Source organism: Pedobacter sp. AC163, assembly GCF_979258665.1.
Genome location: NZ_OZ409872.1, coordinates 2,764,609 through 2,790,685, shown reverse-complemented (window position 1 = coordinate 2,790,685; position 26,077 = coordinate 2,764,609). Strand labels below are relative to the sequence as shown.

Sequence of the window (26,077 nt, the reverse complement as noted above, 5' to 3'; positions counted from 1 at the left end):
TTTTTATTTAACAGCCATGGAAATTCAAGAAAATATCGTTAATAAAGTAGCCAGCAGTGGTTTAATTACTTTAAACCTGGAAGATTTTTATCATAAAGGAGAAAGGGTAATCTATGATATCAAGGATAATCTTTTTCACGGGTTAATGTTAAGGGAAAAAGATTTCAGGGCATTTATTAAAGAGCATGATTGGACCCAGTATCAAGATAAGAATGTGGGAATTGTCTGTTCTGCAGATGCCATTGTACCTACCTGGGCATATATGCTCTTAGCCAATAAGCTTCAGCCTTATGCCAATGAAGTCGTTTTTGGCGGGTTGGAAACGCTGGATGCAGTATTGTTTACTAAAGCGCTGGCTAAAATTAATCCACAAGATTATGCGGATGAACGCGTTGTGGTAAAAGGTTGTGGAGATATTGATGTTCCGGTTTCCGCTTATGTAGAAGTAACGAACTTGCTTACACCTGTAGTAAAAAGTATTATGTTTGGCGAGCCTTGTTCTACTGTTCCGGTGTTTAAAAGGAAAGATAGCCCAGCCCAGCCCTAACCTGCAAAAGAGAAAGCTTCAAAGCTTTGTATTTTATCGCGTTTAAATAATTTTAGTTTGGTTGGCTTTTTGTATATATTTCGGATTGATGATATAGCATTACATTCTCAATCGTTATCATCATAACACACAAACGAAACGCACAAGCAAATGAAAAAATTAATCTTATTATTCACGATAGCCATTGGAGCATTTAAGCTCCAGGCGCAAGAGTTGCCGCTCAAGAAAGATCCGGTTTTTCAGGAAGGAGAAACCTTACAATATAAGTTGCGATACGGCTTTATTACGGCTGCAGAAGCAACCATCAAAGTAACCAATTCTGATTTAGTTTTTGATAATAGGCCAACTTACAAGCTTACTGTTGATGCGCAAACATCAGGAACCTTTGATGTTTTTTATAAGATCAGAGATCATTACGATTCGTACATTGATAAAAAGGATTTGTTGCCTTATTTTTATCAGGAAAATATAAGGGAGTCAAGTTATAAGCGACAGGATAAAGCTCGGTTCAATCAGGACGGGAAAAAGATAGTATCTAACAGGGGTACTTTTACTTCTCCAACTACACAGACTTTTGATTTGGTTTCCGCATATTACTTCGCAAGAAGTCTGGATATTTCTAAGCTTAAAGTTGGCGATAGTTTCAAGCTGAACTATTTCCTGCAGGATGAAGTTTCTGCTTTAGAAATTGAATATGTGGGTAAAGAAACCATTAAAAGTAAACTAGGGAACATCCGTTGTTTAAAATTTAGTCCATCCATTAAACCAGGCCGGATATTTAAAAAAGATAGCCGGCTGTATTTGTGGGTTACCGACGATGGTAACAGGGTGCCTGTAAAAGCGCAGGTAGAAATTCTAGTTGGCGCCGTAACCATGGAATTAAAATCAGCCGCAGGCTTAAAATATGCTTTAGCAAAAGAATAATGATGATAGAAGTGGAACAAGTGCTGGTGCACGAAGACGTTTTAAAGGAAAACTTTGTTTGTAACCTCAGCAAATGCAAAGGGATCTGCTGTGTAGAAGGAGATTCGGGTGCTCCACTGGATCATGATGAAACTGCTGTTCTGGAAGAAATCTACCCAAAAATTAAACACTTGCTGAATGAAAAAGGTATTCAAGCCATTGAAGAGCAGGGCGTTTATGTAGTGGATGAAGATGGCGATTTAACTACGCCTTGTGTTGATAAAAACAAAGAATGTGCTTATGTGCTTTTTGAGGGCGGCATTACCAAATGTGCCATTGAAAAAGCTTACGAACAGGGAATCGTAGACTGGCAGAAACCTATCTCTTGCCATTTGTATCCTATCCGCATCACCAAGTATCCTGAATTTGATGTGCTTAATTATGACCGTTGGCACATTTGTCACGATGCCTGTACTTTCGGAAGAGAATTGAAAGTGCCGGTATACAGTTTTTTAAAAGGGCCACTGATCCGAAAGTATGGAGAAGATTGGTATAAAGAGCTGGAAAGTTCGGTAGCGGCGATGTAATTTATTTTTGAATGCTGAGCGATGATTTCATTTCAATCAGCCAGGGTTAAATTATGGTACTTGCGAATCTGCAGGGACTGATAGGTATGGCTAGACGAGTATTTTCATTGGATATTTTACCAAAAAATTAAATATATCAAAGAAGCAAAGCAGACGAGCCCACCTATCATGACAATCAAACAGCCTAGCCTTCTCATAAAATCTCGGGACGATTATTAGTTTTGCTAAACTAATTAATTATTTATCTTTTTCAAATAGCTAAACAGATTTCGTTTTTTATCGCTTCAAGATTAGCTCAAGTTTTTTGATACAATCCAATATGTTTTGTTAATAGAAATTTGTAACGCTGATCAGGTAGCTATATTTACAGTGAAGCAGTAGATCTTAACTCCTGATCTTAGTCTTTAAAAGCCAATAAGTTGTTTAATTGTAATAACTATCTTATTTTAGCCGACTGAAAATCATTTTATAACTGTGAAAAAAATTCTAATCACTGGTGGGGCAGGCTTTATTGGCTCTCACGTAGTCCGCCGCTTTGTAAACAATTACCCGAATTACGAAATCGTTAATCTTGATGCGTTAACTTATGCCGGTAACCTGGCTAATTTAACCGATATTGAGAACAAGCCTAATTATAAATTTGTAAAGGCGGACATTACCGACGCAGCTGCGATCATGGATTTGTTCAAAAATGAAAATTTCGATGCAGTAATTCACCTGGCGGCAGAAAGTCATGTCGATCGTTCCATTGCTGATCCTACTGCGTTTGTAATGACCAATGTGATTGGAACAGTTAACTTGCTAAACGCGGCACGTGAGTACTGGAAAGGTGATTATGATAAAAAACGTTTCTACCATGTAAGTACCGATGAGGTATATGGCGCTTTAGGTGAAGAAGGCATGTTTACCGAGACTACCGCTTACGATCCGCATAGTCCATACTCGGCTTCCAAAGCCAGTTCCGATCATTTTGTAAGGGCCTATCATGATACTTATGGAATGGATTGTGTAATCTCTAACTGTTCAAACAATTACGGTTCACACCATTTTCCTGAAAAATTGATTCCATTAGCCATCAATAATATCAAAAACAACAAACCTGTACCTGTTTATGGTAAAGGAGAGAATGTTCGCGATTGGTTATGGGTAGAAGATCACGCCCGTGCCATTGATGTGATTTTCCATAACTCGAAAACTGGCGACACTTACAATATTGGCGGTCATAATGAATGGAAAAACATTGATTTAATCAATCTGTTGTGCAACATTATGGACCAAAAATTAGGTCGTGAGGCTGGTGAATCGGCAAAACTGATTACATATGTTACTGATCGTGCTGGCCATGATTTACGTTACGCCATTGATTCTTCCAAATTACAGAATCAACTCGACTGGGTACCTAGTTTGCAATTTGAAGAAGGTTTAGCCAAAACGGTTGATTGGTACCTTCAAAATGAAGACTGGTTAAATAATGTTACTTCAGGGAATTACCAATCTTACTACGAATCACAGTACAATAATAAATAATGGAACTTGAACAGACAGGTTTAAAGGACTGTATCATTATCAAGCCGCGAGTTTTTGAAGATGCACGTGGATACTTTTTCGAAAGTTTCAATAAAGAAACCTTTGAAGAAAAAACAGGTTTGTCCGGCGATTTTGTTCAGGATAATCAGTCTCTTTCTTCTTATGGAGTAATCAGAGGCTTACATGCCCAAACAGGCGCATTTGCACAAGCGAAACTCGTGCGTGTAACTAAAGGAGAAGTTTTGGATGTTGCAGTTGATGCCCGACCAGGTTCGCCTACTTATGGACAACACGTGGCGGTAAGGTTAAGTGCAGAGAATAAACTGCAGTTGTACATTCCTAGGGGATTTGTACATGGTTTCTCTGTATTAAGTGAAACTGCAGAATTTTTGTATAAGTGTGATAATTATTTTAATAAAGCATCAGAAACCGGCGTGATTTACAATGATACCGATTTAAACATCGATTGGTTAATTCCCGCTGATGAGGCCTCAGTTTCTGACAAAGATCTGTTATTAAAACCTTTCGCTGATTTACAACATGGGTAAAATATTAATTATAGGTGCAGGCGGTCAGTTGGGGCAATGTTTAAAAACCGTTGCCGAACGAAGAGGGATTAATGATATTATTTTTCCAGCTGAGGCAGAGGCCAATATTTTGAACCAACCTGGATTAGAATCTTTGTTGCAAAAGGAGCAACCGGCTTTTGTAATTAACTGCGCTGCATATACAGCTGTAGATAAAGCGGAGGACGAAGTGGAGCTGGCAAAGGCAGTAAATGAAACGGGTGCAGCAAATCTAGCTTTGGCTTGTGCTTCCAATAAGGCCACTTTAATTCATGTCTCTACCGATTTTGTCTTTGAAGGAAATGTGGTGAAGCTATTGTCGGAAAACGACGAGGCAAACCCCATTAATGTATACGGACAAACCAAATTGGATGGTGAGAAAGCGGTGCTTGCTTTACTGAAAGAACATTTTATTCTTCGTACCAGCTGGTTGTATTCTGAATATGCCAATAATTTTGTGAAAACAATGCTGAAATTGGGTGCAGAAAGGGATGAACTTAATATCATAGCTGACCAGGTAGGTACACCAACTTACGCTATTGATTTAGCTAATGCTATTTTTGATGTTATTGAATCTGGTTCTACACAATATGGTGTGTATCATTATAGCAACGAAGGCGTAACTTCATGGTTTGATTTCGCTAAAACCATCTTTGATATTAGTCGTACATCGGTTAAAGCAAATCCTATCCCAGGTTCCGCTTATCCAACTAAGGCCATTCGCCCGGCATTTTCAGTGATGGATAAATCAAAAATTAAATCTACATTTAATATGGCTATTCCTTATTGGAGAGATAGTTTAGTAAAATGTATTGAAAAGCTAAAAGAAAATAATTGACGTCAAAGAGTGGATTAGTTTAGAGAAATCTAAAATCTAATGTCTAAAATCTAAAATCAAATGAAAGGTATAATCCTAGCTGGCGGTAGCGGAACACGCTTACACCCATTAACACTTGCTTGCAGTAAACAAATGATGCCGGTTTATGATAAGCCGATGATCTATTATCCGCTATCTACTTTAATGTTGGCTGGAATCAAAGAAATACTGATCATTTCTACACCCCACGACCTTCCTAATTTTGAAAAACTTTTGGGTGATGGAACTTCATTGGGATGTAAATTCAGCTACGCTGTCCAGGCAGAGCCAAATGGTTTGGCACAAGCCTTTGTGATTGGCGCTGATTTTATCGGTCAAGATAAGGTAGCCTTGGTTTTGGGTGATAATATTTTCCATGGTGATGGTATGGCCAAACTTTTACAAGCCAGCTCAGATCCAGATGGGGGAGTGGTATTTGCTTACCAGGTTGCAGATCCAGAACGTTATGGTGTGGTAGAATTTGACGAAAACAAAAAGGCTATTTCTATCGAAGAAAAACCAGTTTCGCCCAAATCAGATTATGCGGTGCCAGGGCTTTACTTTTATGACAATGAAGTAGTGGAGATTGCTAAAAATATTAAACCTTCTCCTCGTGGCGAATATGAAATTACCGATGTAAACCGTGTATACTTAGAGCGGGGTAAATTGAAAGTAGGCGTATTGAGTCGCGGTACCGCCTGGTTGGATACCGGAACTTTTGCCTCTTTAATGCAGGCTGGTGAATTTGTTCAAATTATCGAAGAACGCCAGGGTTTAAAAATTGGATGTATTGAGGAAATTGCGTATCGCATGGACTTTATTAATGCTGAACAATTGAGAGCAATTGCCACGCCGCTAGTAAAAAGTGGTTATGGTAGTTATTTGTTGAAATTGGTTAAATAAAAGCTGGTAAATAATTTTTCAAGGGCGCTGATCTTTCGGCGCCCTTTTTAGTTTAAGACCTCAATCAGTCGTCGTCTTTCCTAATCGTCATCTCGACCGTAGTGGAGAGATCTTTTTTTAAGGAAATCTTATCGGATATTTAAACCATATAGAAGTATAGGACATATAAATTGTTGTACTCAATCATTCGTCTTTTAACAATCAATCTCCTCACCAAATCGTCATCCTCAGCTTGACTGGGGATCTGCTGCTAAAGGAATTTTTTTCGCAAAATTTAATTTCCTTGCCAGGTCGTAATCTCCTCCAAAGCGATGGGATCTTTCTGAAATCAAGGCATGAGCAAGGTTTAACCTCACCCCCCGCCCTCTCCTTTAAGAGAGGGAGCCTATGACGGCAATAGCATCCTGCCTAACTCAATAAATCGTCATTGCTTGCCTGCCACAGCAATCCATTCATTTAGAGAAGCAATCCTTTTGTTTTTAAACCATATAGAAATATAGGCCAGATAGTTTGACTTGTCCGATTGTTGATCTTTATAATTAATTTTATATCATAAAATCCTCCACCAATCGTCCTCTCGACCGTAGTGGAGAGATCTTTTTTTAAGGAAATCTTATCGGATATTTAAACCATATGAGAAATATAGGCCATATAGGGTTGGTTTACTCAATCATTTATCCTTTAACTATCAATCCTCCTTGCAAAGCCGTCATCCTCAGCTTGACTGAGGATCTGTTGTGAAGGCGCCTTTTTCGGAATTTAATTTCGTCGCCAAATCGTGATCTCTACCACAGCGATGGGTCTTTCTGAAATCAAGGCAGGAGCAAGGTTTAACCTCCCCCCCGGCCTCTCCTTGAAGAGAGGGAGCCCATGACGGCAATAGTATCCTGCTTAACTCAATAAATCGTCATCGCTTGCCTGCCGCAACAATCCACTCTTTTAGAGAAGCAATCCTTTTGTTTTTAAACCATATAGGCTATATAGTTTGATTAGTCCGATTGTTGATCTTTATAATTAATTTTATATCATAAAATCCTCCACCAATCGTCCTCTCGACAGCAATGGAGAGATTTTTTTCCAAGGAAATCCTTTCGGATATTTAAACCATATAGAAATATTGGACATATAGGTTTATGGAAATTGTGCCTCACTATATGATCTATATCCCTATATGGTTATATACTTTACGTTAATTTTGAACCATATAAAAATATAGGACACAAGAGTTTGGTTTACACAATTATTCATCTTTGGAAAAATCCTTTAAAAATCAATCTGCTCACCAGATCGTCATCCTGAGCTTGACTGGGGATCTGTTGCTTAAGGAATCTTTTTCACCACATAATCCCCTCGCCAAATCGTCCTCTCGACCGCAGTGGAGAGATCTTTCTGAGGAAATCTCTAAGGCATTTTCAATACGGACTATTTTTCCGCTAATTCTTGCTGTGTTTTATCCTCAAGTCCTTGAATTTTGATATGCATCACAGTGATTAAATCTTTGGAACACCTGTTAAATTCTATATCTTTGGCGGCATCGCATCAATATGAATCATGATAAGTCTATAGCCGTTATTGGACTGGGTTACGTCGGCCTGCCTTTAGCCATTGAATTTGCTAAAAAATATAAGGTTATTGGATTCGATACTAATTCCGATCGTGTTTCATCTTTGAAAAGTCTGACAGATGCAACCAATGAAGCGAATCTGATTGATTTAAAAAACGTTCTTGGGTTCGAAGGCAACTATGGTTTGAAATTAAGCAATGCATTAGTGGATATTGAAGATTGCAATGTATTTATTGTCACCGTTCCAACCCCAATTGATCATTTAAAACAGCCCAATCTGGAGCCACTGCTGTCCGCAAGTAAAATGATTGCTGGAATCTTGAAGAAAAATGATATTGTTGTATACGAATCAACGGTTTATCCTGGCTGCACAGAGGAAGATTGCGTTCCTGTGCTCGAGCAGTATTCAGGTTTAAAATACAATATCGATTTCTTTTGTGGTTATTCTCCGGAACGCATCAATCCAGGTGATAAAATTAATACGCTCACTAAAATAAAAAAAGTTACATCTGGTTCAAATCCTGAAATAGCGTTAGAGATAGATGAACTTTATGCTTCCATCATTACCGCTGGAACGCATTTAGCACCAAGCATTAAAGTAGCTGAAGCATCAAAAGCGATTGAGAATGCACAACGTGATGTCAATATTTCATTTGTAAATGAGCTGGCCTTGATTTTCGATAAAATGAACATCGATACCTCAGATGTTCTTGCCGCAGCTGCTACCAAATGGAATTTTTTAACTTACAAACCTGGACTTGTAGGCGGTCATTGCATTGGCGTTGATCCTTACTACCTCGCACATAAATCTGAAGCGATGGGTTACAAACCAGAGGTTATCCTTTCTGGCAGACGAGTGAATGATAATATGGGGCTATTTGTAGCGAATAAGGTCATTAAACTGATTATCGCAAATAGTGGGATTGTAAATGGAACAAAAGTCCTCATTTTAGGTTTTGCCTTTAAGGAAAACTGTCCGGATATCAGGAACACTAAAGTGATCGATATTTACAACGAACTTCGGGAATTTAAAATTGATGTTGATGTATGTGATCCCTGGGCAAACAAAGAAACGGTTAAACTTGAATATGGAATTGATCTGATTGAAAAAGAAGAGTTTAAGCAATACCATGCCGTGATTATTGCAGTTGCTCACCAGCAGTTCTTAACAATCGACTACGCCAAAATGAAAAAAGATGGCGCAATCATTTTCGATACAAAATCTTTTATTGACCGCGAGTTGGTGGATGCGAGGCTGTAGATAAACTAATCGTCTTTTCAACGAAAGGGGAGATCTTTCTGGAATAAGGGTATGAGCGAGGTTCAACCTCACCCCCCGCCCTCTCCTTAAAGAGAGGGAGCTCATGACGGCAATAGCATCCCGCCTAATTCAATAGATCGCCATGCTGACCGTATCGGAGAAATCTATTGTTAGGAAAGTTCTTTTAATTTTCAAACCATATATTGACATAGGTCATATAATTTGGTTTATCCAATTGCTGCTCTTTTTAAACAATCTTCTATCATAAACTCCATTTCAATAAATCCCCTCGGCCAATCGTCATCTTGACAGCATTAGAAACAATCTTTTAAGTAGCTTATTTGCTTTTCGCCTCTTTGCTATCGAATGTTTTTTATCTTCCAGTACTTTATTTTTGTACCAATTCTGTTCCAATTAAGTATCTGAGGTCTTTCCTTGTAGAGAGAATCCAAGTTATCGTTTAGGAGTATTATTTGATATTGGGATGAGATTTGAAACCTTCATTCACGAAGGAATATTAGTAATAGAATCGTTCAGTCTGTAGTTAGCTACTAAAAAAGACTACATCAATATTGACATTTTCGTTACCTATAAATATTTTCCGTATGTTTGCATGCTCAAAAATCTATGGAATAATTTATGAAGGTTGCCCTTATTACTGGCGTTACTGGACAAGATGGTGCTTACCTGGCAGAGTTTCTGCTCAAAAAAGGCTATTTTGTTCACGGTATTAAAAGACGTTCATCTTTATTTAACACTGATCGAATCGATCATCTCTATCAGGACCAGCACGAAAACAATGTTCATTTCAAGTTGCACTATGGCGATTTAACCGATTCAACCAATCTGATTCGGATTGTTCAGGAAACGCAGCCCGATGAGATTTATAACCTGGCGGCGATGAGCCATGTACAGGTGAGTTTCGAGATGCCAGAATATACGGCCAATGCCGACGGAATTGGTACTTTACGTTTGCTGGAAGCGGTTAGGATTTTAGGCTTAGAGAAAAAGACCAAAATCTATCAGGCCAGTACGTCCGAATTATACGGCTTGGTACAGGCGGTTCCTCAAAGTGAAACTACCCCATTTTATCCACGTTCTCCTTATGCAGTGGCAAAGATGTATGCCTATTGGATCACGGTCAATTACAGGGAAGCTTACAATATGTTTGCCTGCAATGGAATCCTGTTTAATCATGAGAGTCCGTTGCGTGGAGAAACATTTGTGACCAGGAAAATTACCAGGGCTGCTGCCAAGATTGCTTTAGGCTTGCAAAACTGCTTATACTTAGGCAACCTTTCTGCTCAACGCGATTGGGGCCATGCTAAAGATTATATCGAGGCAATGTGGCTGATTCTCCAACAAGAGCAAGCAGAAGATTTTGTAATTGCGACAGGGGTAACTACTACCGTTCGTGATTTCGTACGCATGAGTTTTGCCGAGCTTGGCATAGAAATTGAGTTCAGCGGCAAGGATGAAAATGAAAAAGGGGTGATTATCGGAGTAGACACAGAATTGGTAAGCCAGTTAGGCCTTGATCCCGCAAAATTGTTTTTAGGTACAACGGTGGTTAAAGTCGATCCAAAATATTTCAGGCCAACAGAAGTAGATCTTTTATTGGGCGATCCGACCAAATCAAAGACAAAATTAGGATGGCAACCGAAGTATGATTTGGAAGCACTAGTTAAGGATATGATGCAAGCCGATTTAGCCTTGATGAAAAAAGATGAACATTTAAAGCAAGCGGGCTATAATACCTTAAATTATTTTGAGTAGCCAACAAAGTCGACAAATAATATATCCAAACAAATAATAAAAAGAGGAAAGTAATTTCCGGATGAATGCCGATCAAATCGGATCAATATGAAACAAAGTATAAAATTATTAATTCTAGCCATCTCTTTCCTTACGTTTAGCATTAGTGCTTATGCACAAAATTATGCAAATGTAAAGGTAGATGAACTCTCTGATGCGCAAATCTTGCAAATGATTAAAAAAGCCGAATCTATCGGATATTCTGATGCCCAACTAGAGCAGTTAGCTGCGGCGCAAGGCATGAAATCCGATGAGGTACAGAAATTAAGGCTTCGGGTAGAGAAAGTGAAAAAGCAAGGCACTGCCTCTGCCGTACAAACCGATGCCAAGGCGGTTTCTACAGGTCGCGAAATGAGCGAATCAACAGGGGGTGGTGAGATCAGTAACGAAAAAAAAGAAACTGATGACGAAATAGCCCCGAAAATATTTGGCGCAGAATTGTTTCGCAACGGAACCATCACATTCGAACCCAATCTTCGCATAGCGACTCCGAAAAGTTACATTATAGGTCCTGATGATCGGCTATTAATCGATTTGAACGGCGATAACGAGGCTAGTTACGATTTACCTGTGAGTCCTGATGGCGTTATTTCCCTTCAATATGTGGGCAGGATTGCGGTTGCTGGCCTAACCATTGAGCAAGCCACTTCTAAAATTCGTTCTGCACTGTCTTCTACCTATCCTTCTTTACGGTCAGGAAGGACAAGTGTAGCAGTTAATTTGGGCAATATCAGGAGTATCAAAATTATCATGACTGGGCAGGTAGTTAAACCTGGCACTTATACTTTATCTTCGCTATCAACGGTTTATAATGCACTTTACGCTTCTGGTGGCCCAGCACAAAACGGTTCATTTAGAAATATTCAGTTGATTCGGAATAATAAGGTAGTTGCCACGATTGATGTATATGATTTTCTTTTGAGGGGAATTCAGCAAGGCAATATCCGCTTGCAGGATCAGGATGTAATCAATGTTCCGGTATTTGAGAAAAGAGTGGAGATTACGGGTGAGGTAAAACGGTCTGCTTTATTTGAGGTGGCCAAAAACGAAACATTAAAGGATGTGATCGATTTTGCGGGTGGTTTTACCACTCAAGCTTATACAGCCAAAATTAAAGCCTTCCAGAATACAGATCGCGACCGTAAAATTATAGATATATCTGCTGCTGAACTGAACGCCTATTTACCTAAAAATGGCGACAAATTTGTGGTGGAGGCGATCCTGGACCGTTTTGCTAACAGGGTAGAGATAATAGGTGCGGTATTCCGTCCGGGCGTTTACGAGTTGTCAAATGGGCTTACTTTGCGTGCTTTAATTAACAAGGCAGACGGTTTGAGAGAAGAAGCTTTTTTAAATAGGGGATATATCAACAGGCTGAATATTGACAATACACAGGCGCTGATCTCTTTTGATGTCGCTAAAATTATTGCTGGTACAGAAACCGATATTCCACTGCAAAGGGAAGATAAGATTACGATTTCCTCCATATTGGATCTTAGGGATGAGTACAAAGTGACCATTCAAGGTGAAGTAAGAGCGCCAAGTACCTTTGAGTATGCGGATAGTATGACTTTAGAATCGGTGATTCAGTTGGCTGGTGGTTTCAAAGAAGGAGCGACGCCTAATCGCATTGAAATTTCAAGAAGGGTAAGGAATAGTGACGCCACTGCACCTTCTGCAAGGACTGCGGAGTTGTTTATTGTGAATGTAGACCAGAATTTACGCTTGGTAGGTGAACCTTTTATGCTAAAACCTTTTGACATTATTACAATCAGGAATGCAGAAGGTTATACCGTACAGAAACAAGTGAAATTAGAGGGCGAGGTGGTATATCCGGGTACCTACACCATTATTCGGAAGGATGAGCGAATCTCGGAACTGATCAGGCGTGCCGGGGGCTTAACCTCTTCCGCCTATCCTGACGGTGCATCACTCAAAAGACCAGGGGCGCAAAAAGTAAATCCAAATGATAAGAATGCCATCAATGACCGGGATGAAGAGGACAAGAAATTTCTAAACCTGAAAAGAGCGAGAGAATCAGGAGTACGGGATACCGTAGCTGCGGAGGTAGAGCAGAAATTGATTCAAAGTGATTTGGTAGGCATCAATTTAGTCAAAATATTAAAAGATTCGCTAACGAGGTTGGATTTGATTGTAGAAGATGGCGATATTATCCGGGTACCGAAAACCTTACAAACGGTTAAAGTAACTGGGGAAGTCTTAAATCCAAACAGCATTGTATATATGCCGGGAAAAAGTTTAAGACAGTATATCAACGGTGCTGGAGGCTATACTTCTAGTGCAAGAAAATCTGGGGTATATGTTAAATATCCAAACGGTTCAGCAGCTGCAGTGGGTAAGTTTTTGTTTTTTAACAATAATCCTAAAATTAAACCAGGAGCTGAAGTATTGGTGCCAAAGCGTGCGGAGCGTGAGCGTATGACAGCGCAGAGTTGGATTGGGATAGGCACTGCCGTCGCCTCTCTAGGAGCCATAATTGTGAGTTTATTAAGATAGATAATTGTAAAACTTTCTCATGTATCGAGAGATAATAGGCCACCTACAAAATAGTCATCTGATTAATGGTGCGTGTAAGGCATATTTTATGTTAATCGCTTGAGTAAAAAAAATAACAAAGAATACAAATGACCACATCTAGCCAGGATAATATTAATTTAGATAACAGCGAAATCACCCTTAAACAGGTTATCATGAAGTTTCGTGAATGGTATCGCTACCTGTTATCAAAATGGGTAATCATCTTAATCTTTATCTTAATCGGAGCCGGCCTGGGATTCCTTTATTCAATAATGAAGAAGCCAATTTACACGGCGACCACAACCTTCGTATTAGAAGAAGAGAAGGGTGGAGGTGGCTTAGGCAATTTAGCTGGATTAGCATCCATGGCAGGAGTAGATCTTGGAGGTGGGGGTGGTGGAATTTTCCAAGGTGATAATATTCTTGGTTTATATAAGTCGAGAACCATGTTGCAAGAAACCTTACTCACTTCCATCGAGGTGTCAGGGAAACAACAATTGCTAGTCGATCGCTACATTGAAATAAATGATTTAAGAAGCAAATGGAAAAAAACACCAAAATTGATAGATGTTAGCTTTCCACTTAAAAATGATCAATATGGCGCATTGATACCCAATAGATTGCGGGACAGTTTATTAGGATCGTTCATCGATGATTTAAACAAAAAATATCTCAATGTAATTAAGCCTGATAAGAAATTAAATATCATACAAGTTGATGTGAAGGCTCCTGACGAGATTTTCGCTAAAGCATTTAATGATGCGTTAGTAAAGAATGTAAATGAATTCTTCATCAATACAAAAACTAAGAAGGCAATTCAAAATGTTAAAATATTACAACATAAAACAGATTCTGTTAGGAATGTAATGAACGGGGCAATTTATTCAGCCGTTGCTGTTGCCGATGCGACGCCGAATTTAAATCCGACAAGACAAGTACAAAGGATTGCACCCTCACAAAAAGCACAGTTTTCGGCTGAAACTAATAAATCTGTACTCGGGGCATTACTTCAAAACCTTGAGCTTTCCAAAATGGGCCTTTTGAAAGAAACACCACTAATTCAAGTGATAGATCAACCGATTTACCCCCTAAGTGTAGCTAAGTTTGGAAAGATTAAAGGATTGATTATTGGAGCATTTTTGGCAGGCATAATGATAATAATCGTTTTGATTTTGAAGAAGTTTGTGAGTGACACAATAAAATAATATTTGATAAACTAATGAACATACTTATATCTGGAATAAATGGTTTCTTAGGTAAAGCGCTTACTGCACTTTTACATGAAGATTATAATATTTTCGGATTAGGAAGAAGTAAGTCATCAATGAATGAGATTGAGGTATTCTCGTCAGAAGAGTTGGATTCTTTAGATCTAGATATAGATATTGTTATTATGTGTCATGCAGCCATTTCTTCGGGAACTGTTTCTCTTTCTATTGACGAGTTATTCAAAGTAAATGTTGATTTAACCAAACGTCTTGTAGATAAGTTTGAAAATGCATTTTTTATTTATATTTCAACGGTGTCGGTCTATGATCTAAATTCTAATTTTATTTCAGAACATTCGCGTATTAACCCACAATCGGATTATGCAATTTCAAAATTATGGGCTGAGAAAATCGTCAGCCAACGGAAAAAGCATTCAATATTGAGGCTTTCCTCTGTTTATGGGATTGGTATGAAGGAAAATACAATTATTCCTAACTATATCAGTCAGGCATTAACTAAAAAATCGATACAAGTATGGGGAAATGGGGAGAGGGTTCAGAATTACGTGCACGTAGATGATGTAGTAAAATATATATTTTTGATAATTAAGAATCGAGATTCATTGAAGAATAAATTGCTCCTTGGAGTATCAAAAAGACATTATTCAAATTTGGAACTAGCGAAAATAATTTGTGAGTACACAGGCGCAAATATAGAGTTTGTAAATGAAGACAAATCTTATTCGTTTAAATACAAGAATGACCTCACGTTAAATGACCTAAATTGGGAGCCAAAAAGAGAGTTAGATACAGTAATACAACAATATATTGCATGGAAAATAAGATAGTACTGGTAACAGGAATTGGTGGGAATGTGGGGCAGGGAATATTGAGGAACATTAAGGATAAATATCCAGATATCAAGTTAATAGGGGTTGATATAGCTTCTTTTACTCCTGGAAATTATCTTTGTGATAAAACATTTCAAGTACCATACTCATTTGAGAGTGAGTATATACCTACAATTATAAAAATCATCAATGATGAAAAAGTTGATTTAGTAATTCCTTCGACAGATTACGAGATTTACTTTTTGTCTTTAAATAGAAATAGCATAAATGCAACAATCGCTGCAAGTGATCCTGAAACTACCAAGATATACTTAGATAAATATGAGACTTATCTATACCATACTAAAAACGACATACCCTTCGCTAAATCTTGGACACCATCAGATTACGATTTTTCAGAAAAGGATATTATCGCGAAACCGCGAGAAGGCCGAGGTTCCAGAGGCATATTAATCAATCCGGATGAACCAAACAAATTACCTGCTAATTATTTGATTCAACCATTAATTAAGGGTAAAGAAATTACCACAGCGGTGTATGTAACTAAAGAAAACATTCTACACGCTCTTTTCACTATGGAACGGGAGCTGACAAATGGTACGACCTCTAAATCGAAAGTTATATTTGAATATGATGAGGAGTTAAAAAAGATAGCAAATAAGATGATCCAATTAAAAGGATTAAGAGGAAGTTTCAACGTACAATCTATAGTTACAGATCGTGGCGAAATTGTTCCTTTCGAAGTTAATTGCAGGATATCAGGTACAAATTCAATCAGACATAATCTCGGGTTTCAAGATGTAGTATACACTGTCCAAGAATATCTTTTTAATGAGGAACCAGATGTAGCAAATGCAATTAAAGGAATCTCTACTCGAATTCTGCTAGATATAGTATACCCAGGAGCTACAGATGAAAATAGCCTAAACAATAGCTCAGCTAAACATATAATTTATTAGAAATGATTAAGTATATTTTATTTGATGTTGCAGGCACACTTTTGGGTAAGCCGAGCTTATTTGAAAAGTTAAGTTTATCATTGACAAGTTGTGGCTATTCGATCGATTTAAGCGAGCTAAAATTTAAGCATAAGATGGTTTCTGAAATAATACACTTTCCTGACCGTACAGATGAAAAATTTTATCAACACTTTAATTCAGAATTGTTACGGGCTTTGGGGATTGTTCCAAACGAAGAAATTTTAAGTAACATTTTTGCAAACTGTACTTATTTACCATGGGAGAAATTCTCGGATACTAATATTTTAGATGACATTGCTTTGCCAATCGGCATTATATCAAATTTTAACAGTTCTCTTAAAGAGAAAATCAACAATTTCTTTGGCCCAATATTTAAAAATATTTTAGTGTCAGAAGAATTAGGTATTGCAAAGCCAAATTTAGAGTTTTATGCAAAAACACTTGACGCCATCGGTTGCATGGCAAGTGAAGTATTATATATTGGCGACTCTATCAAGTTAGATATTGAGCCTGCAACTAAATTAGGAATAGAAAGTTTGTTAATTGATAGAGACAACTTTTATTCAACATCCAGATTCAAAATAACAAGTTTAAAAGAAATATTGGATAATATTTAAATGAAAAAACTCGCGATAATTGGAGCAGGAGATTTAGGCCAGCAAATTGCTCACTTTGCAATAAATGATAATCACTACGGTCAAGTTGTTTTTTTTGATGACATGGAAAAAAGTAGTGAGATTAATGGGTTTAAGATTATCGGAAGATCAGAAAACGTCATTGAAGAGTATTCGAAAAATAGTTTTGATGAATTAATTATTGGTATAGGTTACAAACACATTCAAATAAGAAAATCAATATTTGATATGTTTAAGCAGAAAGTGCCATTTGGGAAAATTATACATTCTTCTTGTTATTTAGATGATACTGTTATTGTTAATTCGGGGTGTGTAATCTACCCAAAATGTATATTAGACACAAACGTAATTGTGGGGTGTAATACAATCTTAAATATAGCATGTACTATTGCGCATGATAGTAGAATCGGTGAAAACTGTTTCTTGTCTCCCAGAGTGGCTATAGCCGGTTTTGTTAATATTGAAGAAATGTGTGTTTTAGGAATCAACTCCACAATAATTGACAACTTATCAATTAAGTGTAACACCCAAATTGGTGGGGCTGGCTTAGTTATAAAAAATATCGAAAGAGCAGGGCTATATGTGGGTAACCCAGTAAGATTTATTAGAGAGAATATATAATATATTATAAAATGATACCATTTAATAAGCCTTATTTAACAGGCAAAGAAACTCATTACATCTATGATGCTGTAAATTCGGGCAAGATCTCAGGTAATGGAAAATATACTCAAAAATGCCAAGCTTTTTTTGAAGAACAATATCATTTCAAAAAAGTGCTGCTCACAACATCTTGTACTGATGCACTTGAAATGGCAGCTATTTTGGCAAACATTAAAGAGGGTGATGAGGTAATTGTTCCTAGTTTTACTTTCGTTTCAACGGCGATTGCGTTTGTTCGTCAAGGCGCTAAAATTGTATTTGCTGATTCATATGCCAATAATCCAAATATTGATGCAGACAAAATTGAGGATTTAATTACTACTCGCACGAAAGCAATAGTCCCGGTTCACTATGCAGGAGTGGCTTGCGATATGGATAAAATAATGGAGTTAGCAGAGAAGTATAATCTATTAGTAATTGAAGATGCTGCTCAAGCCATTGATAGCTTTTATATTAATAAATTAGGGGAGAAAAGAGCACTTGGTTCGATAGGCCACTTTGCAGCCTTCTCCTTTCATGAAACTAAAAATATAGTATCGGGCGAAGGAGGGATGCTGGCAATTAATGATGAAAGATTTATATCCAGAGCGGAAATTATTTGGGAAAAAGGAACCAATAGAGCAGAATTTTTTAGAGGCGAAGTTAATAAGTATGGATGGGTTGACACAGGTTCATCGTTCTTACCTTCGGAGATAATTGCCGCATTTCTTTGGGCGCAGATTGAGAATCTATCAATGATTCAGGAAAGAAGAGTAAGCTTGTGGAATTATTATTATGATGGTTTAAGCAAATTGAATATTCAAAAGTTTGCGCTGCCTGAAGTCCCAAATTATGCTACTAAAAATGGACACATGTTTTATCTGACGTGTGTTAATGGAGAAACAAGGGATAAGTTAATCAGTTCGTTAAAGGACAATGGATTTCATGCAGTTTTTCATTATTTATCTCTGCACTCAAGTGAATATTATGCTCATAAACATGATGCCGGTAGGATTCTCCCAAATTCAGATAATTTTACGGAATGTCTGGTACGTTTACCCCTATTTTATGAACTAAATTTTGAGGATCTGGATAAGATTTTTGATTGCTTAGCGCTAACATTTGAAGATGTTAAGGGATAAGATAAATTCCTTGCTCGGCGGCTTTAAAGGTAACGATCGTTCAAAAAAAATTCAGGTCAATGTTTTAGGGTCTATTATGCTTAAAGGGATTAGCATTTTACTCAGCTTAGTAATTGTGCCCTTGACTATCAACTATATTTCGCCTTATCAATACGGGGTTTGGATTACTATTTCTTCCATAATTGGCTGGCTAAGTTTTTTTGATATTGGTTTTGGAAATGGACTAAAGAATAAATTTGTTGAGGCAGTAACTCATGGAAAGCACAAATTAGCAAGGATTTATGTAAGTACCATTTATGCTGTTTTGGCAATTATTATCTCGATTATCTGGCTGTTAGCCATAGTTGGTTCCAACTTTATTGATTGGGCCAAGTTCTTAAATGTGAAAGGAATCCAAAATAAAGATTTCTTTTATGTTATGTTGATTGTGGTTACAACTTTCGCCTTTCAGTTCGTATTAGGCTTAATCAACACCATATTGTCAGCGATTCAAAAACCAGTAATCACATCATTAATAAATGTGATAAGTCAATTGATGGTGCTTATAGGAATATTTATCATGTCCAGATTCACTGCGGGTTCAATATTGAATTTGAGTTTGCTTACAGGTGTGGTTAATTCAGCAGTATTGATTGCGTTTTCCATTTATCTATACGTCACATCCTTGAAAACCTATGCTCCGAAGTTTGGACTTATAAATTTCAAACACGCAAAAAGTTTAATGAATGTTGGGTTAAGCTTTTTTATTCTTCAAGTGATCTCCATTATCTATTATGAAACAAACAACATTATCATAACCAAGACATTAGATCCACTAAATGTTACTGTCTACAATCTGGCTTATAAATACTTGACAATAATTGGAATGTTTTTTAGTATTATACTGGCACCCTTTTGGAGCGCATTTATCGAAGCTCGAGTACTAAAAGATTTTAATTGGATGAAAGCTGAAACACGTAAACTGTATAAAGTTTTTTCGTTTTTTGTAATTGGGGCTATTATTCTTGTTATTGCCTCGCCATTTATTTACTCGGTCTGGTTTGGTAACGCAGTATCAATACCGTTTATATTAACCGCATTAATGGGAATTTGGCAGATCATAAATATGTGGAATTCGCTTCATTCTACATTAATCTATGGTTTTGGCAAAATTAGGGTTCAGATGATTGCCTCTGTGACAGTTGGAATTTTGAACATTCCTTTAACTATTTTGCTTTGTAGATATTGGGGGTTAAGTGGAGTGGTATTTTCCCAAATACTTCTGGCGATTTTAATATCCTGGATAGGGCCCCTACAATTAAAAAAGTTATTTAATAACGATACAAATGGAATCTGGAATAGATAATAAAAAAAACATCTTGATATTAAGCAGTTTTCTTTCCAAAGATGGCTCTTCAAAAATGATTAAAGATATTTGTAGATCACTTGGGAATGATTACTTTGTTGATGTACTAACTAAGTATCCGCTGGCTATAGATGATTTGACTGTATATTCCGCATTCAATAAGTATGAAGCTTTGTTTCATTCAGGAATTCGGTTTTTGAAAAGGCAACTGACATATTTTAGCAATTTTTTAATTAAACCAAAAGAGTCAAATGCACTACCTTACTATTTTTTTGGTTTAAATGAAGAAAAACCGCCAGTCAATCCTAAACGGATTTTAAATAAGATTGAGAAGAACTACGATTTTATTTTAGTGTTCTTTTGGCAGGGCTTACTTAATTCAGTGTCTTTGAATCAGATTTATTTGCAGTACAAAACGCCATTATTATTAGTTGCAGCAGATATGTACCCAATGACAGGAGGTTGTAGTTATTTTTGGGATTGTAATAGGCTAGAAGTGGGTTGTGGCAATTGTCCTGGTCTGCAACCTTTTCCGTTAGCTGATCGTACTGATAAAAATATGATTCTAAAACGGGAAATGCTTTCTCAAATTAATTGCATATTTTTAGGCAACACCTGGCAAAATAGCCATGCCAATAAGTCAAAGCTATTTAAAAAGATAGGCTTGGTATACCCAATAGTTGATGAGCTTGTGTTTAAACCTCGTGATAAAGGTATTTTAAAATCGCAGCATAATTTTTCGAATAAAAAAATACTGTTCTTTGGGTCCCTTGGTGTAAATGATCCTAGAAAAGGAGCTGGCCAACTTGTAAATTCGTTACAACTGCTTTTAGCTAAAAGGCCTGATTTAGTTGAAAATCTGATGCTGGTGATTGCTGGGACAGGTGATAAAATCACCGGATTAGAAGGTTTTGCAACGCATTATACTGGCTACTTAGACTTTGGAAAGTTAGCTGAATTCTATGCTTTGGCAGATGTCTTTTTAAGTCCTAGCATCGAAGATGCTGGGCCGATGATGTTAAATCAGGCACTTATGTGTGGCACTCCATCTGTTGCTTTTGCAATAGGAACAGCTTGTGATGTCCTGAATCCTAATACTGGTTATTTAGCAAGGTATGCAGATTGTAATGATTTCAGTGATGGAATTATTCATTTATTAACAAGGTCTGATGATGAATTGAAGATCATGCAGGAGTTCTGTAGAAATGAATCTTTACAACGTTCGTCGTATGAGGGATTTAGAAAATACATACTTAAGGGGTATGATAGCCTTAATCAAAATAAGGATTAATCGTTTGAGTTTTTTAAGTGAAGTATTTTTTAAGTAATTAGTAATATTTAATAGCATTATAATGAAAACGAAAGCCAAGATAATCGCCATATACCTTCCTCAATATCACCCAATCCCAGAAAATGACTTGTGGTGGGGTAAAGGCTTTACCGAATGGAGCAACGTTGCCAAAGCGAAGCCTTTATTTAAGGGGCACTACCAGCCGCGGTTGCCCGCCGACCTGGGTTACTATGATCTTCGCGTTCCTGAAGCAAGAAAAGCGCAAGCTGATATGGCTAGAGAGTATGGCGTTGCAGGCTTTTGTTATTGGCATTATTGGTTTGGGGAAGGTAAACAGCTTATAGAACGGCCATTTAATGAGGTTCTTGAATCAGGGGAGCCAGATTTTCCATTTTGCCTTGCCTGGGCTAATGAAACCTGGAAAGGGTTTGTTCACGGCCTCAAAAATAGAAATATCCTGATAGAGCAAAAATATCCTGGCGTAGCTGATTTTACGGCCCATTTTATGAAAGTGCTGCCTGCGTTTAAGGATAAAAGGTATATTGAAGTGGATGGAAAACCGCTATTTATGATCTATAAGCCCTTTGGGGATGAAAAGGTTACTCTTTTCATGGACACATGGCGTAAGCTTGCTCTTGAACACGGTTTGAATGGAATACATTTTGTTGGTCATTGTAACGATCATAAATATAGCGCACAACAGATACTTGATTTAGGTTTTGATTCAGTTAATACCGTAAGATTAGATAATTATTTAGCTAATCATCGTTCATTAACTACGAAAATAATGGGAAGGTTGAATAAGATTTTAAGGGGCGTACCCCTTGCTTATCCATATAAAATAATGTCTAAATATTTTATTGAGCCATCAATAGATAGTAATAAGGATGTTTTTCCAAGTATTATCCCCGGTTGGGATCATTCTGCCCGGAGCGGTAGGGAAGGGCTGGTAATGACAAACGTTACACCTGAACTTTTTGATAAGCATGTTAAAGATGTGTTAGAAGTAATTGAGCATAAAGAAGAGGAGAGAAAAATTATTTTTATTAAGTCATGGAATGAATGGGCTGAGGGAAACTATATGGAGCCTGATATAAAATGGGGTAAAGCATTTTTGGAAGTATTAAAGAAAAATATAATTCGCTAAAGATGTTATTATCCATAATCGTTGCTACAAAAGGACGCTCAACAGAGATAGCCGACTTATTAGAATCAATCAGATTTGAGAAGCCAGAACTAATTGAGATCATAATTGTAGATCAAAATGTGTCAGACGCACTAAGTATTGTCATTAAAAATTATAAAGGTGATTTAAAGATAAACCATATCAAAACGGAGGCAAGAGGCGCATCTAACGCCAGAAATGTTGGTATACTACATTCACAGGGGCAGTATCTATGTTTTCCTGATGATGACTGCAAGTTTATGGATAACACTATTGACATTGCGCTTGAAAAAGTTGAGCAGCATGATGTAGTTTTCGGTAAATGCGTTGATGAGTATGGAGAGGACAGTGTAATAGCTTTTGCTAAAGGAGAACATACACTCACTTTACAATTTCACGAGAATATGTTTGTTGAAGCAACCATGTTTGCAAAACGACAAATTATGTTAGATTATAAATATGATGAAACCTTGGGGGTAGGTACATTTCATGGTGCGGAAGAAGCATATGATCTAGTTTTGAGATTGTTGAATGATGGAAAAGATTTAGTATATTCTGATAAAATCATTTTCTATCATCCCAATAAAATCTTAAATCATTCATCAGAGTCAGAAGTGAGACGGGTTTTTAGCTACCGTTGTGGCTTTGCTAAGCTATGTTTTAAGCATAAGTTCTATCAAAAATATTTTAAAAGACTTTTTATGGTTGCATTGGCAATACCATATTTTTTCTTTATAAATAGAAGTAAAAGTAGATATTATCTATCCGAATTTTTGGGTTTACTTATGGGAATTGTAATTCGATAGATGAAAAACTTCGTAAAGAATAATGCCTTATATAGCATCTTTGTTATTTCGCAATTAGTTGTGTTTATTTTTGCTATGCAAAAAGATGAGATTATCGGTGATAATTACCATATACAAAATGCATTAATACTTCATTTTTTAGCAATAGTGTTGGTGTCTATTGGTTATTCATTTAGAAAGAAAATTTCATTGACAATCAAAAAAAAAGTTCGAAAGGAAAGCGATATAACCTATTTAAAGCAAGGATTTTTTATAGTGGGAAGCTTATTAACTATTATTGGCCTAATTACCTCAATTTTAACAGTAGGAAGCATAATTTCACCTCAGGAATATTTGATGCAGTTGGCGGCCCGCGATGATGCGGTTGCAGGTATTAGACAGGAAGCAGGAGACGGAGGACTTGGAGGAGTATTTAAGATGCTGAACTACTGCCCGCTTGGCGTTTATTTAATTACTTCGGCTTTTCTAAGTTTTTATAAATTTGATGAAATTACGTTGAAAAAGCTAAAGCGATTAAGCACTTTTGCTCTTCTATGTGCTGTCGTGAAAGTAGTGTTTTCATTAGATCGATTAACAATAATGGCGATTTTGATCGTACAGTTATATACAAATCTGCTTAAGCGCAAAGTCTCTCTTAAATTTATTATCGTCTTTGCAGGAATTTTGATGTTGGGTGGTTTTATCACTGCATCAAGGATGTCCGATTCAGGATTTGGCGATTTTTTGATTGTTTATTTTAAGCTAAGTTTAGTAAACTACCAGCTGGTACTTGATAGTCAAAATGAATTTTCATATGGGCTTCAAACCTTCCTATCACCCCTAGGATTTATCGGTAAATTTTTTGGTGTTGAGATAAGTTCAACTGAACCTAAAAATTGGGTTTGGAATCCTGCTCAATATTTCAACTCCTATCTTTATATGGATTTTGGCTACCTTTGTTTAATCTTTTATCCACTTTTTGGTTATTTTTTGCGCTGTGTGGAAATCTTGAGAAAGCAAGGTAATAGATTCTACACAGGGTTTTATTTTGTATTGCTATTTTGCATTGCAACATTTATTACTGTACCGTTTATTAGAGGAATGGAATTTTGGTTGTTGATAGTGGTTACTATAGCACTTTCCAAATTTATTAAAATAAAATCTGTTAAAGTATGAAAATTGTTATGGACAACATCGTTTTCACGCTACAAAAAGCTGGAGGCATATCCACATATTGGAGAGAACTATCTGTGAGGTTGTTAGCTAATAATTTCAAATTAAAATTTCTGGAGTTTGACAGTAATAATATCGTTCGAGAAACTCTTGATATACCAAATGAAAATATCATTCAAAGGGGTAAAATAAGATTAATTGATAGATTTAAAATAGTTTCTCTTTCAAATGAATCTGATAAATTTATCTTTCATTCTAGCTATAACACCTTTACGAACAACAAACAAGCGCTACAAGTTTGTACAGTACACGATTTTGTACACGAAAAATTTTATAGTGGAATTCGTCGCTTTCTTCACGCATATCAAAAAACGAAAGCAATTAACCAGGCAAATCATATCATAGCAATATCAAACAATACAAAGAAAGATTTGCTGGAATTACATCCCCATATTAATCCTTCAAAAATTACCGTAATTTATAACGGAGCATCCGATGAGTTTTTCCCCTTAGAAAAGGAAGCAAAAAATGTAGCTATTAAACCCTATTTATTATTTATTGGTTCTCGTGAACATTATAAAAATTTTAATTTTTGCATAGAGTTACTCGAAAAAGTAGATCAGTTTCAGTTAAAAATAGTGGGTGCTCCTTTAAATAGAAAAGAAATTGAACTTTTAGAGAAAAAAGTTCCTGGTCGATGGTCCCTGGAGGTTAATATAGACAATTCAGTACTCAATAGGATTTATAATAATGCATTTGCATTATTATATCCATCATCTTACGAAGGATTCGGTATTCCAATATTGGAAGCCATGCGCAGCGGTACTCCCTTTATTGCTTTAAATAAATCGGCTATCCCTGAAGTAGCAGGTGATGCCGGTATCTTGGTAGATCAACTAAACATTCAGGATTTTAAGGAAGCACTTGAAACGATTGAATTGACAAGAGAAGACATCATTACAAAAGGATTTATTCAGGCACGAAAATTTTCATGGGATCGATGTTATCAAGAAACACTGAAGGTTTATCAAGATTTATATAATTAATGAAAATTTCAATAATAACAGTCGTTTATAACAACGAACTTACAATTGAGGATGCTATAACCTCTGTTTTATCTCAAACATATGAAGACGTTGAGTATGTCATTATTGACGGAAAATCTTCAGATAATACAACTACTATCATAAATAAGTATGCTGAAAAGATAAGTGTTTTTATTTCTGAGCCAGATAAGGGCTTATATGATGCCATGAACAAGGGGATAAATGCGGCTAGCGGCGATATCATTGGCATCTTAAACTCTGATGATTTATACCAAGATGAACATGTTTTAAGTGACGTAATTTCCATGTTTAAGCGAGATACCGCATGTGATATTGTATATGGAGATTTAGTTTATGTCAAGCAGGATAATGTAAATCAAGTGGTAAGAAAATGGAAATCTAAACCATATTATCCTCGATTTTTTGAGCATGGTTACGTGCCCCCGCATCCAGCATTATTTCTGAAAAAGAATGTTTATAAGGAGGCGGGTTCATTTGATCTTAAATTTAAATTAGCTGCAGATTATGAATTCATGTTTCGCGTGATGAAAAAATTTAACTTTCGATCTATCTATTATCCCAGGCTAATGGTTAAAATGCGTTTAGGAGGGGCTACTAATAAAAATATCAGTAACATCATAAATGGCAACAAAGAGATTATGAAAGCGTGGCAACAAAATGGCTTTAATATCCCAATATTTTTAATGCCACTGAGAATGTTGAAAAGAATAGCTCAATTTTTTTGAT

At 36.7% G+C, this 26,077-nt stretch carries 23 protein-coding genes; all 23 read left to right on the top strand.

Features of this window, described 5'->3' with window-relative positions:
• The first annotated feature begins 16 nt into the window (after positions 1-16).
• A complete protein-coding gene (locus ACZZZK_RS11970; protein ID WP_463484337.1) occupies positions 17-547 on the top strand; it encodes a DUF2480 family protein in 531 nt (176 codons plus the stop codon).
• A gap of 150 nt (positions 548-697) precedes the next feature.
• On the top strand, positions 698-1,471 hold the full coding sequence (locus ACZZZK_RS11965; protein ID WP_463484336.1) for a DUF3108 domain-containing protein: 774 nt from the start codon (positions 698-700) through the stop codon (positions 1,469-1,471).
• A 2-nt stretch (positions 1,472-1,473) separates the two neighbouring features.
• Positions 1,474-2,037, top strand: a complete 564-nt coding sequence (locus tag ACZZZK_RS11960) for a DUF3109 family protein (protein ID WP_463486288.1) — start codon at positions 1,474-1,476, stop codon at positions 2,035-2,037.
• A gap of 474 nt (positions 2,038-2,511) precedes the next feature.
• Positions 2,512-3,564, top strand: coding sequence for a dTDP-glucose 4,6-dehydratase (gene rfbB / locus ACZZZK_RS11955; RefSeq protein ID WP_463484335.1), 1,053 nt, complete (start codon positions 2,512-2,514; stop codon positions 3,562-3,564).
• Positions 3,564-4,112, top strand: a complete 549-nt coding sequence (gene rfbC / locus ACZZZK_RS11950) for a dTDP-4-dehydrorhamnose 3,5-epimerase (RefSeq protein WP_463484334.1) — start codon at positions 3,564-3,566, stop codon at positions 4,110-4,112. Before rfbB ends, rfbC begins: the two co-directional genes overlap by 1 nt.
• Positions 4,105-4,968, top strand: a complete 864-nt coding sequence (gene rfbD / locus ACZZZK_RS11945; RefSeq protein WP_463484333.1) for a dTDP-4-dehydrorhamnose reductase — start codon at positions 4,105-4,107, stop codon at positions 4,966-4,968. Before rfbC ends, rfbD begins: the two co-directional genes overlap by 8 nt.
• 60 nt (positions 4,969-5,028) lie before the next feature.
• A complete protein-coding gene (rfbA, locus tag ACZZZK_RS11940; RefSeq protein ID WP_463484332.1) occupies positions 5,029-5,889 on the top strand; it encodes a glucose-1-phosphate thymidylyltransferase RfbA in 861 nt (286 codons plus the stop codon).
• Positions 5,890-7,433: 1,544 nt separating this feature from the next.
• Complete coding sequence (locus tag ACZZZK_RS11935; RefSeq protein ID WP_463484331.1) at positions 7,434-8,714, top strand: nucleotide sugar dehydrogenase; 1,281 nt, start codon at positions 7,434-7,436, stop codon at positions 8,712-8,714.
• Between the two features lie 639 nt (positions 8,715-9,353).
• A complete protein-coding gene (gene gmd / locus ACZZZK_RS11930) occupies positions 9,354-10,490 on the top strand; it encodes a GDP-mannose 4,6-dehydratase (RefSeq protein ID WP_463484330.1) in 1,137 nt (378 codons plus the stop codon).
• An 87-nt stretch (positions 10,491-10,577) separates the two neighbouring features.
• Positions 10,578-13,046, top strand: coding sequence for an SLBB domain-containing protein (locus ACZZZK_RS11925; protein WP_463484329.1), 2,469 nt, complete (start codon positions 10,578-10,580; stop codon positions 13,044-13,046).
• A gap of 194 nt (positions 13,047-13,240) precedes the next feature.
• The gene (locus ACZZZK_RS11920) at positions 13,241-14,272 is read left to right on the top strand and encodes a Wzz/FepE/Etk N-terminal domain-containing protein (RefSeq protein ID WP_463484328.1); all 1,032 of its coding nucleotides are present in this window, start codon (positions 13,241-13,243) and stop codon (positions 14,270-14,272) included.
• 14 nt (positions 14,273-14,286) lie between these two features.
• Positions 14,287-15,123, top strand: a complete 837-nt coding sequence (locus tag ACZZZK_RS11915) for an NAD-dependent epimerase/dehydratase family protein (protein ID WP_463484327.1) — start codon at positions 14,287-14,289, stop codon at positions 15,121-15,123.
• Positions 15,108-16,085 (top strand): ATP-grasp domain-containing protein, encoded by a 978-nt coding sequence (locus tag ACZZZK_RS11910; protein ID WP_463484326.1) that lies wholly within the window; start codon positions 15,108-15,110, stop codon positions 16,083-16,085. Before ACZZZK_RS11915 ends, ACZZZK_RS11910 begins: the two co-directional genes overlap by 16 nt.
• A gap of 2 nt (positions 16,086-16,087) precedes the next feature.
• Positions 16,088-16,723, top strand: coding sequence for an HAD family hydrolase (locus ACZZZK_RS11905; protein ID WP_463484325.1), 636 nt, complete (start codon positions 16,088-16,090; stop codon positions 16,721-16,723).
• A complete protein-coding gene (locus ACZZZK_RS11900; RefSeq protein WP_463484324.1) occupies positions 16,724-17,362 on the top strand; it encodes an acetyltransferase in 639 nt (212 codons plus the stop codon).
• 11 nt (positions 17,363-17,373) lie between these two features.
• Positions 17,374-18,525, top strand: a complete 1,152-nt coding sequence (gene rffA, locus ACZZZK_RS11895; protein WP_463484323.1) for a dTDP-4-amino-4,6-dideoxygalactose transaminase — start codon at positions 17,374-17,376, stop codon at positions 18,523-18,525.
• Entirely contained in the window at positions 18,512-19,870 is a 1,359-nt protein-coding gene (locus ACZZZK_RS11890) for a lipopolysaccharide biosynthesis protein (RefSeq protein ID WP_463484322.1), read from the top strand. The genes rffA and ACZZZK_RS11890 overlap by 14 nt, the downstream gene beginning before the upstream one ends.
• Positions 19,851-21,161, top strand: a complete 1,311-nt coding sequence (locus tag ACZZZK_RS11885; RefSeq protein ID WP_463484321.1) for a glycosyltransferase — start codon at positions 19,851-19,853, stop codon at positions 21,159-21,161. Before ACZZZK_RS11890 ends, ACZZZK_RS11885 begins: the two co-directional genes overlap by 20 nt.
• A gap of 61 nt (positions 21,162-21,222) precedes the next feature.
• Complete coding sequence (locus ACZZZK_RS11880) at positions 21,223-22,308, top strand: glycosyltransferase WbsX family protein (protein ID WP_463484320.1); 1,086 nt, start codon at positions 21,223-21,225, stop codon at positions 22,306-22,308.
• Between the two features lie 2 nt (positions 22,309-22,310).
• Positions 22,311-23,132 (top strand): glycosyltransferase family 2 protein, encoded by an 822-nt coding sequence (locus ACZZZK_RS11875; protein WP_463484319.1) that lies wholly within the window; start codon positions 22,311-22,313, stop codon positions 23,130-23,132.
• Positions 23,133-24,287: an oligosaccharide repeat unit polymerase gene (locus ACZZZK_RS11870; RefSeq protein ID WP_463484318.1), complete on the top strand. Its 1,155-nt coding sequence runs from the start codon at positions 23,133-23,135 to the stop codon at positions 24,285-24,287.
• On the top strand, positions 24,284-25,330 hold the full coding sequence (locus ACZZZK_RS11865; protein ID WP_463484317.1) for a glycosyltransferase family 4 protein: 1,047 nt from the start codon (positions 24,284-24,286) through the stop codon (positions 25,328-25,330). The genes ACZZZK_RS11870 and ACZZZK_RS11865 overlap by 4 nt, the downstream gene beginning before the upstream one ends.
• On the top strand, positions 25,330-26,076 hold the full coding sequence (locus ACZZZK_RS11860; RefSeq protein ID WP_463484316.1) for a glycosyltransferase family 2 protein: 747 nt from the start codon (positions 25,330-25,332) through the stop codon (positions 26,074-26,076). Before ACZZZK_RS11865 ends, ACZZZK_RS11860 begins: the two co-directional genes overlap by 1 nt.
• The last annotated feature ends 1 nt before the right edge of the window (position 26,077 follow it).

What these genes read in the sequence shown, in the direction of transcription:
- ACZZZK_RS11910 (WP_463484326.1), top strand. Translation starts at nt 15,108, where the DNA reads ATGGAAAATAAGATAGTACTGGTAACAGGAATTGGTGGGAATGTGGGG.
- gmd (WP_463484330.1), top strand. Translation starts at nt 9,354, where the DNA reads ATGAAGGTTGCCCTTATTACTGGCGTTACTGGACAAGATGGTGCTTAC.
- ACZZZK_RS11870 (WP_463484318.1), top strand. Translation starts at nt 23,133, where the DNA reads ATGAAAAACTTCGTAAAGAATAATGCCTTATATAGCATCTTTGTTATT.
- ACZZZK_RS11970 (WP_463484337.1), top strand. Translation starts at nt 17, where the DNA reads ATGGAAATTCAAGAAAATATCGTTAATAAAGTAGCCAGCAGTGGTTTA.
- ACZZZK_RS11960 (WP_463486288.1), top strand. Translation starts at nt 1,474, where the DNA reads ATGATAGAAGTGGAACAAGTGCTGGTGCACGAAGACGTTTTAAAGGAA.
- ACZZZK_RS11900 (WP_463484324.1), top strand. Translation starts at nt 16,724, where the DNA reads ATGAAAAAACTCGCGATAATTGGAGCAGGAGATTTAGGCCAGCAAATT.
- ACZZZK_RS11905 (WP_463484325.1), top strand. Translation starts at nt 16,088, where the DNA reads ATGATTAAGTATATTTTATTTGATGTTGCAGGCACACTTTTGGGTAAG.
- ACZZZK_RS11860 (WP_463484316.1), top strand. Translation starts at nt 25,330, where the DNA reads ATGAAAATTTCAATAATAACAGTCGTTTATAACAACGAACTTACAATT.
- ACZZZK_RS11915 (WP_463484327.1), top strand. Translation starts at nt 14,287, where the DNA reads ATGAACATACTTATATCTGGAATAAATGGTTTCTTAGGTAAAGCGCTT.
- ACZZZK_RS11875 (WP_463484319.1), top strand. Translation starts at nt 22,311, where the DNA reads ATGTTATTATCCATAATCGTTGCTACAAAAGGACGCTCAACAGAGATA.
- ACZZZK_RS11965 (WP_463484336.1), top strand. Translation starts at nt 698, where the DNA reads ATGAAAAAATTAATCTTATTATTCACGATAGCCATTGGAGCATTTAAG.
- ACZZZK_RS11880 (WP_463484320.1), top strand. Translation starts at nt 21,223, where the DNA reads ATGAAAACGAAAGCCAAGATAATCGCCATATACCTTCCTCAATATCAC.
- ACZZZK_RS11885 (WP_463484321.1), top strand. Translation starts at nt 19,851, where the DNA reads ATGGAATCTGGAATAGATAATAAAAAAAACATCTTGATATTAAGCAGT.
- ACZZZK_RS11920 (WP_463484328.1), top strand. Translation starts at nt 13,241, where the DNA reads ATGAAGTTTCGTGAATGGTATCGCTACCTGTTATCAAAATGGGTAATC.
- ACZZZK_RS11890 (WP_463484322.1), top strand. Translation starts at nt 18,512, where the DNA reads ATGTTAAGGGATAAGATAAATTCCTTGCTCGGCGGCTTTAAAGGTAAC.
- ACZZZK_RS11925 (WP_463484329.1), top strand. Translation starts at nt 10,578, where the DNA reads ATGAAACAAAGTATAAAATTATTAATTCTAGCCATCTCTTTCCTTACG.
- rfbD (WP_463484333.1), top strand. Translation starts at nt 4,105, where the DNA reads ATGGGTAAAATATTAATTATAGGTGCAGGCGGTCAGTTGGGGCAATGT.
- ACZZZK_RS11935 (WP_463484331.1), top strand. Translation starts at nt 7,434, where the DNA reads ATGAATCATGATAAGTCTATAGCCGTTATTGGACTGGGTTACGTCGGC.
- rfbC (WP_463484334.1), top strand. Translation starts at nt 3,564, where the DNA reads ATGGAACTTGAACAGACAGGTTTAAAGGACTGTATCATTATCAAGCCG.
- rfbA (WP_463484332.1), top strand. Translation starts at nt 5,029, where the DNA reads ATGAAAGGTATAATCCTAGCTGGCGGTAGCGGAACACGCTTACACCCA.
- ACZZZK_RS11865 (WP_463484317.1), top strand. Translation starts at nt 24,284, where the DNA reads ATGAAAATTGTTATGGACAACATCGTTTTCACGCTACAAAAAGCTGGA.
- rffA (WP_463484323.1), top strand. Translation starts at nt 17,374, where the DNA reads ATGATACCATTTAATAAGCCTTATTTAACAGGCAAAGAAACTCATTAC.